The following is a 12,393-nucleotide window of genomic DNA, read 5'->3' on the forward strand; positions in this document are numbered from 1 at the left end:
GGTTAGGGGTGTGTACCTTGAAATCCAAGTCAGATATAATCGGTGTATGGCCAAGAAGTATACCCACACTGAATGCTTCGAACATTTCGGCACGGCTCCAAGGAACACCTATTGGAGCTGGTCGGCGCGCAACGAGAATACCAAAACCGTGGCTGTGACGCTCTGGCAACATGAGTTCGTTTGGAAGGGTAAGCAACCAAGCTTTGAGCGACCGTCGCTAGATCTCGAACAAAAGGTCAGGCCAGGGCACAATGAGCTGATGACGAACTTGCGATGGGCGATTGATCATGCCAACGGCGAAGTCCAGGTGATCATCGCCATCGCCAAAGATAAGATGGCGCAGCCGAAGACGATCAAGGAATGCTTCCCCAGCAAGATGGTTATGAGGGTAACCGCGCTGGACGAAGGCACAGGAGCTTTCAGGCTTGAAGGTAAGCAAGCGTGATCGACGCGAAGCGCGCGATCACAACAGTTGCACGTTCGGCAGCCAGACAAATATTTCATCCACCGCGTGCGTCGAGACGACAAACATCGTGCGGTCTAGCTGGCGTTTGATCTGGCGAGGTGGGTAGTACCGAATTACTTGTTGTAGTGATCAAACACGGCTTCAATCGTCTCGAGTGCTCTCTTCGTTTGTTGGGTCGAGGGCGGTTTCGCAGCCGTAAAGCCTATTTGGCCTGGCAAGTTCGTAGTCTTTGAAACCACAAGATATGTGATGTCCGGCCGACCAGCTGATGTTTCTTCCCGAGAGATCTCGTCGAGAATTGGTTTCCATGGGCCTTGGGCCGGAATGGCGAGCGCTGCACCCAACTCGCTATAGTAGATTGTTCGGCGCTGCTTCGCGCGATCGCGCAGAATCCTGACGATCGCATCCTTGAGTTCAAGGTATAGGATCATGCTGTTCACCCCCCACCCACTCTCCTGGGTCTTCACGGACACTCGCACAAGACCGGTACTCGTTCAAATAGCGGTTGGTGCGAACGACCAACCGTCAGCAAGCCGACTATCTGGGCTAGGGATGCAGCATACTCCAACCAAGGTTAAGGTGTCGGGCCGCAAGCGGCGCGGCAGGCTGGGGTGCCGTTGGGCGAAAGCAGCCCCGGGGAGCGAAGGGGGAGCGCCGGCCAAGTTTCGGTACTGGTGCGATCGCCCGATGACCGTTTAGACCCTGAAGCGCGCGGAAACTCTGTGCGCTCTTGTCGAAAACTCAGAGCATAGGCTTCTCATTCCGGTAGTGACCTCCCCCCCGGGTCAAAAAACGCTGGCACCGGTTTCTTCGGGGTCCCTTCTCGCGGCAACCGCAAGGCGATGGGGGGCCAGTCCGCTCATTTCCTATGTTAATTGAACCGCTCGGAGCGTGGGCGTCGGCCGGCATTCAGGGCGATCTCCCCCCGACCTTTGCCATGCCAAGCCGCGATTTGCCCGCTCGCGTCTTCCAGCGACAGACCCGCCTCCCCACCCGGAGGACCAGATACCGGTCATGTATAGGGCCTCTCGTCAGCGGCAGCGCGTGAGCAACATGATCCCGAACAGGAATTCGCACGCACTTAATGTTTTAGTCGGCGTGCCATCGCCATACAGCGAAACGATAGCCTTTATGTATTCCTCCAAGTAGCCAGGGTTTATCGGAGGGTCGCCTACATGCTGGTCCGGCAGCACCATGTTGTGCTTGCCAAAGTTGGCTGACGGCTTTTTGCGTTCATCCTCTTGTACATTTACTTTGCAATTAGAGCAATCGATCGCCTGATTAGCTTCAGGATTCTTCGTCAATTGATAGATAATGTGGTTTGACCCTCCATAGCTCGAGTATTGCTGAAGCAAATCAGATCGCTCCTTATCGGAGGCATTCAGAAAAGTGGCTAGATCAGCTAGCAAATATTTTGTAACATTTCTGTACCCGTCCTTGCTTGGAATCGCTGCGGTCGGATCGTTTCCCTCAAAGATCTTGAGCTTTGCCATCGCTTTTTCCCCTGAATGAACGTTCGTTTGTAGCAAGCTGGAGATCGGGCTGCGTCGTCCGAGGTCACCCTTCCTCCAAGAATTCGGATGACGAGAGTATTCCCCAGCGTGCCAGCTGCCATCGGATGACATTAATTACTAGCGTGTCCGACGCCTCGGCGACAAAGTCTGCCCACTCTTGAGCACCACGGCAGCAAATCTGGCTGGGATAAGCTATCATTACAAACACAATACTAGCAAGTGATTCTCTGCGGCGCGGCTGATCTGACATCAGTGGACAAACGGCAGCCGCTGAAATGCCAGCAGCTCAAAGCAGGAGCGGCCGAGCAGGTGGGACATGGCGATCTCGCGCTCGGTCAGATCTTCATAGTGATGCGCGCCGCCGCCTGCCGGGACGGTAACGTCCTCGCCTACCAGGAACTTCGAGAGCTGCGCGACCTCGTTTGTCTCGCGTTTGCCTTCGCTGCCGATGTGGGTGAAGCGTGTTCCAGTCTCACCGGTGTGGCATCCGTTGCAGGTGGCGAGTGAAAACTTGCGGCGCGTTTCGTCTGGGTTGGCGGGACCGCCGAGACCTTGAGCAAACCAGAAGAAGCCGCTTAACTGGGTACTGGACGTGGCTCCTAGGAACAGGTCGAGGGCGCCCGGAAAGTGCTCCGGAACAGCAAGGCGGTCGTTGAGAATGTCGCCTTCCTTAGTGCCGAGATAGCTCTGCAAAATAGTGCTCTCGTTGAACGTATCGTCCGGCGTTTGTTTCACCGTGACGAGACTCAACACGCCGGTATCCCCAAGGCGGAACTCGCGCCACTGCCACCCGAGACCGAACATGGTCTCGTTGGTCCTCAATTGATTGAGCGAACTCATGTTGGGGATCTGGCTCGGGTTCGATCCGTGATCTGTGAAGGCGCGGGTGATGGACTCGAGCGCTTGATTGTAGTCAGCAGCGCTGTCGAGATCCTTCCAGCGCTGCTGCCACGCCTTGATCTCCGTGCAGGAGTCGGCAGCGATGCCGTACTCAAAGATAACGGTAAAACTGATCGGGGTGCACGAGGGCGGTGTCGTCGGCTCCTGGTCGACCAAACCGAACACCAAACGCCCCTCGCCGGCGCTTTCGGCGCCACCGACACTATGCGCAAGATCGGGGCGATTGACGATGGCCATAAGCCGTGCTGGGAAGTAGTCGATGTTGAGCGCCCCGCCCGACAATCGCTGCCAGGTGTCGATCACGTTCTGCAGGTGCAGGTCGCGCTTGGGGACGATCCACCCGGTGCCCTGCTGTGGAGCCCCCCAAGTTGACAGCCAGCTAAGAGCAAACTCCTCGGGTGTGACGCCACTGCCGTAGGCCATCTCGCGTACCAAGTGGCCAAAGCTCCACGCGCCCCCGGGCCAACCCAGGCCGCTGCAGGCATCGAAGCTACGCCCGCCATCTTCGACCACCTCCTTTGCCGTGATCATCAGCGAGCGGTTGTGGTCGATGGCGATGGGCGGTGAGAGAGGTGGAAACGTCGCAAAGACGGGGAAGTCGAAAAGATATTCGACCTTGAACCGGTGGTCCTGCAACGCGTCGAACCGTGGTCCCGGCAAGCGAAGGAAGGGGGTCTTTGCGGGATCTATGTTGAGCTCCCGCGCAGCAATCAGCGGGTCTCGCGTGGCCAGTAGACCTAATGCTTGCGCTGCCTGCTCGCGCGCTCCGGCAAGTGTTGCGGGAATGATGCGCTCGGCGTCGCTGACCGCGTCGGTCGCTGAGACGATGTCGCGGGGACCCCGCCGTATCAGCCTTGTTGAGCCCTGACCGCGCAGAACCTCGATTGTCGCCTCCAGATCGGCGCGCCGCGCTTCAAACGCGCTGGTAGCGTCAAACTTGAACGGCGCGGTGAATACGCCGTCGCCTCCTTCTCGATCCGGAGCGGCGCCATCGTCACGAAACGTGACGGTCCCGTCCTCCATCGCCACGGAGAACTCTGTAAGCGTCGACGGGCCGACAGTGGCGATCTCGCCCAGCACCACCCCGGGCTCCGGCGTTAGGAATATACGTAGCTCGATGATGTTATCCGCCAGTATCGCGGTCGAGCCGAGGGTGTTCTCCTGGGCGCGGCCGGCGATTGCCGTCGCCAACAACAATAGTGGCGCTAGGGATAAAGTACGGTGTAGCGTTGGCACCTGAAACATAGTTTTTCTCTACTTCCAAGCAACTGCAAATGCGCTCTATTCCGGCCAAGCACGCCGCGAACTTCCTGGTTGAAGCCGAGATGCGCTAGCCGGGCTTCGCCGGGCACCAGAATATCGTGAATGCTGTTACACTGGGCGGGCCATAGTATTTCCCCTGGACGTATTTTAGTATGAACTTATCAAACGCTCGGCACAAGTCAGCAGTTTCGCTTTGTCTCATCGGGGTTGAAAGCCTGCGAGTATTGGAACGGCATCGATAACGGCGTAGTGCTGACGGATGGATCAAGGTAGCTTATGCGCATGCACATCTACTTGGCATAGCCGTGCCAGGTCGCGCCGATCCTCGTCCCGCTTGATTGGGAAGGCGCCTAGAAACCAGTCCAGGATGTCTTTCGGCGTCGCGGGTGCAGGTCCTGCCCAGGCTGCAGCAATGGACGTGTGCAACTGCATCAGCGCCGAGCGAGCTTCATCCGTTCTGCCTAACTTGCGCAGGGCGGCAGTTTTCCACCCGGCGGTGTCGACGATCGCGTTCTTGGACCGATCGGCCGCCGCGATTGCGCCTTCGAAATCGCCGGCAAAATAGCGGATTACCGCGATGTGCGACCACTGATAGTCCAAAAACATGGATGTCAAATCTATCGCACGCGCCAGCAGACGCGACGCAGAATCGACGCGGCCCATGAACGCCATACCCAAAGCAGCCGACACCAGTGTCTTGGGACTGTTGGGGTTGAGTTCTGCGGCCAGTTCGTAGTGCACTTCCGACTGTTCGAAGTGTCGGGTCATAGCTGTCGACCAGGCGACGACCAAATGATTGCGTGCATCCAGGGGATCTAGGGCCACAGCGCGATGGGCGAGCTCGGCAGCCCTCTCCGTTATGGAAGGATCGCCAGCAATTCCCGGTCGGATGAATTGTCGCGCGTTGTGAATGCTGGCCAGGCTGGCGTAGGCAGGGGCGAAGTTCGGGTCAGCAACGATAGCGCCTTCGAACAGCCGTTGGGCCTCGTCTTCGGCATCTGGTGTCCAGCGAGTCAGCAAGTCCTCGCCGCGCAACCACGCATCATAGACATTGAGATTTTGCGGGAGACCCCTGACCTGACGCGACAGCCTGTCATGCGACAGGTAAACTTCCAAAGTGGAAGCAATCCTTCCGACCAGCTGCTTCTGCAAGGCTAGCCAGTTTCCAAGTGAAAATCGAAACGAATCGCTCCAAATAACCTGGTTCGTGTTGGCATCGCTTACCGAGACGATCAACTGCATGTCGTCCTGGTTGTTCACGCATTGCGCCGCCAGCAGATAGTCCGTTCTGGGGCTTTCGATTGCGGCATCTTTCAACTCGATGACTGTGAACTCACGAAATTTGGACAGATTGGCGATGAGTTCGGAGCGGAATCCCCAGACCAAAAGAGAGATTTTCTTTGTTCGAGCTTCAAATTTTGCGACCGCAAGCGTTGGCGCGGGTCCGCTCGGCCGAGGTGGTTTCTTTCGGTTCAACAATAGCGGCTCCGGACCCTTGAGGGCCTCGGCCAAAGCCGTCGTTTCCGTGCTCGGCAGCAACTGATATCGTTCGCGCAGAACGTCGCGCAGATTTTCGTAGACGCGCATTGCAGCGGCGACATTCTGCAGTTCCGCATGGTGGCGGATGAGACAGCGCGCAGCGCGCTCATGGCTGGGCTCAAGCACCAAGAGGGCATTTGCTGCCCTGCGCATTGCAGGTTCGGAAATCTCGAAGCGTTCCAGCATGGCCTCCAAGGCCTCCAATGCGTGGTCACGCCAGTTGTGCCTGGTGACGCTCAGCCACGCGCTGAACAGGTCGCTGGTGTCTTCCAGGCCAAACAGGATCGCATCGGACCAATCCGATCGTCTGAGCAGCAGCTCGTCGATCTTGCCCTCTCCAAGGTCCTTCAACATGCGAACGACATCGACGGTTATGCGCGAGGGGCTCAACCCGATAATATTTCCGCGCCTGAGAATTCCTGCCGCCGAGTCGCCCGCAATTGATCTTTCGGCGCTCTGCAGGCAGTTCGCCATAGCACGCCGAGCGGCTACCGGGCTTCGTTCTGGCCAGATCAAGGTGGCCAACCGGTCATGCACCTCCTGGAAATTGCTGGATAGAGCGAGATATCCGATCAGTGCCTGCGCTTTCGGGGAACGCAATGCGATTGCTTCGCCATCTTCCCTGTAAAGGCCAAGCCCATCGATGACCGAAATCAGTCGCTGATCGCCGTTGACCGGGACATCGGCAAGGTTGGAGGCAACCACGCTGTAGAGCGTCAGCGGCTCAGGCATGTTCTTCAAGGCGGGCCTACCGGCGAACCGAAAACGCCACCGCCCGGTGTTGCGGGCCGCCCAATAGACGTCCTGGGTCACACATACACCGCCTGGCTCGGCCATAGCCTGCACCCGGGCAGCCACGTTTATCGCATGGCCGAACACGTCGCCGTCACGGCGATGAACCTCTCCAATATGCAATCCGATCCGGAATCGACTGTAGTGCGCTCTCCTGTCCAGGAGGTCAGCCAGGCAACCCTGCATGAACATGGCGTAGTCAATGGCGTTCGATACGCCGTCGAACAGTATCAGGACCCCGTCGCCTGTCGTCTTGATGAACTCGGCGCCGAATTCCTCGCAATGGGTTTGGAAGAGTTGGAAACACTGCGAAACGAGATCCAGTGTTCCAAGTTCGTCGGCTGCGGTTAGCCGGCTATACTGAGCCAGGTCCGCAAACAGGATTGATTTAAGGGTCGCTCGCTCCGATCTCGCTTCCATAGTCGCCGCCGATGCCCTGTCGAATGTGTTATTCTGCTCCCCAATGCGGGCTTAGTCGACGGTACAACGAACTGATGGCAAATGGTTTCACAGACGGCTTTAGCGAACTCGCCAGGGTCGGCGAACTGTTCAACGTGATTAACTTACCTGTGACAGACGTTCCGGTTCGCTTTGCGATCGCGGTTCCTAATAGTGCCTTGTTGCAATTGCCAACGATGCCGCGCGCAGCAATGCCACAAACGGGGAGACTGGCCAGTGGTCGAGGGTTGAGCATAGACGGCTGCCGAGCGAGTTGCCTTGGCGAGGCAGCAGAACTCTTCAGTTGCTGCTCGTGGGGGACGAGCCGGTGATCACCGCTAAGGTAGACGAGATCGGACCGGCGGCAATCGCACCTGAAAGCCTGAACGGCTTCAGTCCAGATCAGATCATAGCCCGCGTTGCGTGGAATAAAGAAAACACTGGCTTCGACTGGCGGCCGCCGATCAGGCATCAATCTGCGGTGCTGGATTGGCTTAGGGTTGAGGATGCATTTGGCGGCGATGAGGCGTTCATACCGGCAGACTTCGCCTTTATAGGACGTCGAGAGGCTGGCGATGAGGACGCGATAGCCGTCGGCGATAGCAATGGTTGCGCGGCAGGGACTACCGCAGACGCTGCAAAGCTTGCGGCTATCTTGGAACTAGTCGAGAGGGATGCGACAGGTCGGTGGTGGTATGGCAGAAGGCATCGCCAAACGATTGATTTGTCGTCTCTCTTTGGCATCGAAACGCTTGTCGACTGGCTGTTGGATCGCGGACGTCGAACTTGGCTCTTCGATATTACCTCAGATATCGATATCCCGGTGGTGGCTGCTGCTTCAGCAGAACCGGACGGCAAGGATGTCTCGCTAGGCTTTTCTGCTGGCCAAAGCCTCCAATCAGCAGCCACAGCCGCCTTGACGGAAATGCTTCAGATGGAGATTTCGCTCGGAGCTGCACGTGCGCTTGGTAACAACGTTGGAGGTTGGGAGCGATGGCGAGAGAAAGTCTCAATGATGACCCGGCCTCTGAAACTGGCCTCGATCCAACAGGTCGCGCCAAATCGATCTCCTCCTGCGGTTGAGCGAGACCTGTCCGACGTACTTAACGCCTTGGCGCACAGAGGAATTGATTTGTGGTTTGCCGAAATGACACGAGCGGAATTAGGCATTCCCGTGTTTCGCGCTTTATCGACCCGCCTTTGTCACTACAAACCACGGTTCGCAAGAGCCCGTCTCCTTGCTCCCGATGGCCGCGATTTAAGCTACGACGCCGGTTCGCCAGCGGACCAGCCGTTGCTTTTGATTTAGTTTAGCGGCCTCAGCTGATCGTCCCATTCCCACAGATCTGGATCGACACGCGTGTTGGCGAGAGGGCGCCGCCCATCATGGCGATGGTAAGTTCCAATCCGCCCAAGTCGCCCGCGAAGAGCGGTTCCTGACTGAAGAGGGTGGACCGATTTGACGTAGAAGTTTCTGGGCAGCGGACCAGGCAGCAGCATACTCTATCAAAGGTTAGGGTGTCGGCGTGCAAAACGCCGGAACACGTTGGAATTCGCTGTCTCGAAAATTGCTTCGGGGAGCCTACGGGGAGTGCCCGCGGAGATGATGGCTCCTTGGGCCCCTCCTGAGGATCGGCAAATGGGCAATGTCTCGCTCTTTGAGGATATAAGCGACCGACTAACCGACGACGCAATCAATGTGACGGTTGCGCGAAACAGGATGGCTTCGATCAAGCATTTTCCTGATGGACCGGGCGCTCGCTCGCCACGGCTTCGATTCGAAATCGCCTCGATGTGGCAGGATTTCGAGAATGCAATCCGCCCGTCGATGCTTGCAAGCATCGATCGATTTCGACGAATCGTAAGAAGCGAATGAACGCTATGATAGACAAGGCTGTGGAAAGTAGCTGGCTCGTTGAGCAGATGCGCCATTCGATGGCAAAGCTCGCGAAGGCGTACCCATCGATGCACCCAGCGCGGAAGATTTTGGAAGGCGGCTTGCGTCAGTTAACCTGACGCGCACGATTTCTCTGGTTGCTGTAGCGCTCGAGCTCCGCCGCCGGCCTGAATGTTGCGACGCCGGCGCCACCGTCAGACGTTGAGGGACCCCCTCCCCGGTCAAAAAAACGCTGGCACCGGTTTTTTCCGGGTCCCCTCTCGCGGCAACCGCGAGGCGATGGAGGCCAGTCCGCCAGCTAAGCTCAACAAGCGGCGACTTATCGCCAGCCTAGGAAGGGGCGCCGGCACGATTGCGGCTACCCGAGCTGATCTTGCGCGCATGGATGGTATGCGCGCCGCTGACGCGCAATCGATAGTCCAGCATTGGTTGGCTGACGCCATAAAGCTGCTTGGCAACCGATATCAGCCCTTGGCCGACGATATTGAGCGCTGCTTCATTTGAGATGAGTAGACAGCCGCCAAGGAAGTTGGCTTCTGCCTCGATTCCACCATCTCGGGAGCGCTCGCCCTTTGCCGTCAGCGGCGGCGTACATTTATGTCCAAGGAAGCAATGCGCCAGTTCGTGGCAGATGTTACTGCGCTGTCGAAACGGATGGTGCGAATCGTTGTGGACGATCGCAGTGGTCGCACCGCGCGGCACGGTCACGGCAGAAAATGCCGACTGATCCCTGCCAAGAAATGCTCTGGCGTCGCAGCCGAGTTCGCTGAGCTTTAGCAAGACAATGTCAAACTCGGAGCAAATCGCGACGGGATCGATCGGATCGATCGGCCCAAGGCCCATCTGCTCGCGCACTTTAAGCGCGATGCGGTTGGCGTCCGCCTTGAAGCCATGCCGAAATGCCAAGTCAGCTCTCCTTTAACCTGTTGTAGGTGCTGAGAACAATCTCCTCCATCAGCTTGGCGTTTGTCGGCGTGAGGTTGGGGTCGGCGCGTAAGAGCGCGGTGATTTTGGCTAGTGCCGGTGCCTCGCCTGCCGTCGTTCCAGGTATAAACGATTCAGCCTTGAGCTTCGACCATTTCAGTAGGGCAGCCAGTCCGTTCACATCGGGTTTAGCGCCCTGGCCCATGCGAGATAATGTGGAAGCGGCAACTCCGGTCGCCTCCGATACATCTTTCCAAGTCATTTGCTTGCTCAGGCGAGTCGCGTTCAGTGCTGCGAAGAATGATTCTGTATCAAAGTTGTCTGTCACGTCGTCTCCGTTGCGAAAAAGGGATCGATTGCGATCTTGCAATTCCTCTGAATCTCCCTTACTGGTATCAAATCGATTGCGATTTCGCAATTGATTGCTCGAACCGGCATCAAGGAGAAAGCCATGGACGTCGCCGACGCCGCGCAAAATGCCCCAGACGGGAAAGCGAACACGGTCACGATCATCGTGAACGGACGTGTGAAAACTTTGCCCCAGAAGGAGGAAATCACCTTCGACGAAGTGGTGGAGATCGCCTTTCCCGGCCATCCAACGGGCGATGGTATTCAGTACACAGTCCAGTACACCCGCGGACAAGGAAACAAGCCGGCGGGCACGTTGGTCGAAGGCCAATCGGTGAAAATCAAGGACGGGATGGAGTTCGATGTCACGTCGACCAATCGCTCTTAGTCCAGATCTGCTCCGCCTGCGCAATGAGGGCTATGACATCGACATTCGGGACGGTTTCCTGCTTGTCAGGAACGTCCCCTTCGTCACCTCTGTGTGCACGATCGAACGCGCGACGCTGGTCTCCCCGCTATCCCTATCAGGGGATGTCACCGTTAAGCCCGGGACGCACGTTTGTTACTGGACAGGAGCACACCCCTGCCATGCAGACGGCTCCAAAATCAGGTCTATCGAAAATGGAGCCGAACCTAACGACCTGGCCCCTGGTCTGCATGCCGCCTTTACCTTCTCCGCCAAGGCGGACTACCGCAACTACCACCACAAGATGACCACCTACATAGGGCGCATCGCCGGCGAGGCCGCAAAGCTCGATCCGACCGTGACAGCCCGGATTTTTCCAGCCATCGCAACCGAGGCCGAGGAGTCAGTGTTCCAGTATGTCGACACGGCAACGAGCCGCTCGGGTATCGGCGCGATCAACTCGAAGGTTGCTGGACAAAAGATCGCCATTGCGGGCCTCGGCGGCACCGGCAGCTATATTCTTGATCTCGTCGCGAAGAGTTCGGTCGCAGAAATCCATCTCTTCGATGGAGATGTGTTTTCGCAGCACAACGCATTCCGCGCACCAGGAGCTGCCAGTCTGGATGAACTGAAGGCTGGCATGCTGAAAGTCGACCGGTTTGCTGGTATTTATTCGCTTTTGCACCGCGGAATCAAACCGCACGCCTTTTTTCTCGATGAGACGAACGTCGGAGAGTTTGCCGGCCTCGATTTTGTGTTTGTCTGCATGGATGTCGGCCCCGCCAAGCGCGCAGTCATTGATTATCTCGTGGCCAATGGTATCTCGTTCGTCGACGCCGGCATGGGCGTGACAGTCGACGATGGGCGCCTTGGGGGCATTGTACGTGTCACCGTCAGCACGCCCGAAACACGCGACCTTGCCGCACCGCATATTTCCTATGCGGACGACGCCGGCCAGGCCAACGATTATACCAGCAACATCCAGATCGCGGAGCTAAACGCGCTGAACGCGGCCTTGGCGGTCATTCGATGGAAGAAAGTGGCGACGATCTATCGGGATAGCCGGCACTCGGTCTACCTCGGATATTCCATCGCGAGCGGCGAAATCATCACCGAGGGGCCTAATGGCGCCGGTTGATCGTCTTCAGCCAAAGTTCGTCGAATATATTCCCGACGATGTCGAGGCGGGCGTCCTGTACGTCTCGCGGCGTTTTTCGACAGCAACCCATCTCTGCTGCTGCGGCTGCGGTCATGAAGTGGTGACGCCGCTGAATCCCGCCAAATGGAGCATGGCCGAACGAGGTGGCAGGGTCTCGCTGCACCCTTCCGTCGGCAACTGGAGTTTTCCTTGCCGGTCTCACTACATCGTCTCGGACAACCGCGTTCTGTGGGCGGGTGAGATGTCGGCTGATGTCATCGCCGCTGTGCAAAGGCGAGATGTTCAAGACGCTATCCGCCTTGCGCCTTCCAGGCTTGGTTGGCGCCGTCGGCTGCTGGCAGGCGTTGCGACGATCTGGACGTCGGCGGCTTCCGCGGTCAAACGATGGTGGCGGGATTAGTCCGGTTTTCGCGGTCAGACCGATCTGTCATCGACACGCGCGTGGGCGAGGGGGGTAAGGCGGGATTGGCCGAGAGCTTCGGGCGGCCATTGTGTTTCGTTATGATGCCAATGACTACCTGACCGAGCGCTGCGACCTTCCGCATGTTTAGAAAGACAAGGCCGGCACCCCCGACGGTAGACCGGCCTTGGCACCGTTTGATAGGCAACCCACCACCGAGCTATTTTAGATCAATGGGTCGAAACTACCGACACGTGTTTTCATCGCGGCCCTGTCCGCGAGGTCGATGAGATGGCGGACCGCCATAGGGTCAAGCATCGACTGGGTAAAAGTTCGAAACGAATGAA

Annotated in this window: 12 protein-coding genes; 6 read left to right on the forward strand and 6 right to left on the reverse strand. The window is 57.7% G+C overall.

The genetic code is table 11. The annotated features are described in order from the left end of the window. Positions 1-46: 46 nt before the first annotated feature. Positions 47-445 carry a hypothetical protein gene (locus tag NLY44_RS22070; RefSeq protein ID WP_023805902.1) on the forward strand — a complete coding sequence of 133 codons (399 nt, stop codon included), beginning with the start codon at positions 47-49 and terminating at the stop codon, positions 443-445. Between the two features lie 134 nt (positions 446-579). On the opposite strand, the gene NLY44_RS22075 is transcribed toward NLY44_RS22070, so the two are convergent. The 4 genes from NLY44_RS22075 to NLY44_RS22090 form a co-directional block, all read right to left on the reverse strand. Continuing rightward, positions 580-906 carry a hypothetical protein gene (locus NLY44_RS22075; RefSeq protein WP_156941028.1) on the reverse strand — a complete coding sequence of 109 codons (327 nt, stop codon included), beginning with the start codon at positions 904-906 and terminating at the stop codon, positions 580-582. A 591-nt stretch (positions 907-1,497) separates the two neighbouring features. Beyond that, positions 1,498-1,959, reverse strand: coding sequence for a hypothetical protein (locus NLY44_RS22080; RefSeq protein WP_023805900.1), 462 nt, complete (start codon positions 1,957-1,959; stop codon positions 1,498-1,500). A 270-nt stretch (positions 1,960-2,229) separates the two neighbouring features. After that, the gene (locus NLY44_RS22085) at positions 2,230-4,071 is read right to left on the reverse strand and encodes a choice-of-anchor X domain-containing protein (RefSeq protein ID WP_198028992.1); all 1,842 of its coding nucleotides are present in this window, start codon (positions 4,069-4,071) and stop codon (positions 2,230-2,232) included. A 336-nt stretch (positions 4,072-4,407) separates the two neighbouring features. Further along, positions 4,408-6,894, reverse strand: a complete 2,487-nt coding sequence (locus NLY44_RS22090; RefSeq protein WP_023805898.1) for an adenylate/guanylate cyclase domain-containing protein — start codon at positions 6,892-6,894, stop codon at positions 4,408-4,410. Positions 6,895-7,240: 346 nt separating this feature from the next. Between NLY44_RS22090 and NLY44_RS22095 the strand changes: the two genes are divergently transcribed. Beyond that, the gene (locus tag NLY44_RS22095) at positions 7,241-8,221 is read left to right on the forward strand and encodes a YcaO-like family protein (RefSeq protein WP_286455005.1); all 981 of its coding nucleotides are present in this window, start codon (positions 7,241-7,243) and stop codon (positions 8,219-8,221) included. Between the two features lie 330 nt (positions 8,222-8,551). Continuing rightward, complete coding sequence (locus NLY44_RS22100; RefSeq protein WP_023805896.1) at positions 8,552-8,788, forward strand: hypothetical protein; 237 nt, start codon at positions 8,552-8,554, stop codon at positions 8,786-8,788. Between the two features lie 351 nt (positions 8,789-9,139). Here NLY44_RS22100 and NLY44_RS22105 read toward each other — a convergent pair whose 3' ends face one another. Both NLY44_RS22105 and NLY44_RS22110 read right to left on the reverse strand, forming a co-directional pair. After that, positions 9,140-9,715 (reverse strand): ImmA/IrrE family metallo-endopeptidase, encoded by a 576-nt coding sequence (locus tag NLY44_RS22105; RefSeq protein ID WP_023805894.1) that lies wholly within the window; start codon positions 9,713-9,715, stop codon positions 9,140-9,142. A 1-nt stretch (position 9,716) separates the two neighbouring features. Next, positions 9,717-10,061: a helix-turn-helix transcriptional regulator gene (locus NLY44_RS22110; protein WP_023805893.1), complete on the reverse strand. Its 345-nt coding sequence runs from the start codon at positions 10,059-10,061 to the stop codon at positions 9,717-9,719. Between the two features lie 123 nt (positions 10,062-10,184). On the opposite strand from NLY44_RS22110, the gene NLY44_RS22115 reads away from it, so the two are divergent. The 3 genes from NLY44_RS22115 to NLY44_RS22125 are packed head-to-tail and all read left to right on the forward strand — an operon-like array spanning position 10,185 to position 12,046. After that, entirely contained in the window at positions 10,185-10,469 is a 285-nt protein-coding gene (locus NLY44_RS22115; protein ID WP_023805891.1) for a multiubiquitin domain-containing protein, read from the forward strand. Then, positions 10,444-11,625, forward strand: a complete 1,182-nt coding sequence (locus tag NLY44_RS22120) for a ThiF family adenylyltransferase (RefSeq protein ID WP_023805890.1) — start codon at positions 10,444-10,446, stop codon at positions 11,623-11,625. The genes NLY44_RS22115 and NLY44_RS22120 overlap by 26 nt, the downstream gene beginning before the upstream one ends. Continuing rightward, positions 11,612-12,046: a ubiquitination-like system serine protease family protein gene (locus NLY44_RS22125; RefSeq protein ID WP_023805889.1), complete on the forward strand. Its 435-nt coding sequence runs from the start codon at positions 11,612-11,614 to the stop codon at positions 12,044-12,046. Before NLY44_RS22120 ends, NLY44_RS22125 begins: the two co-directional genes overlap by 14 nt. The last annotated feature ends 347 nt before the right edge of the window (positions 12,047-12,393 follow it).

Origin of the sequence: Mesorhizobium sp. C089B (assembly GCF_030323125.1) — a bacterium.
Lineage (GTDB): Bacteria > Pseudomonadota > Alphaproteobacteria > Rhizobiales > Rhizobiaceae > Mesorhizobium.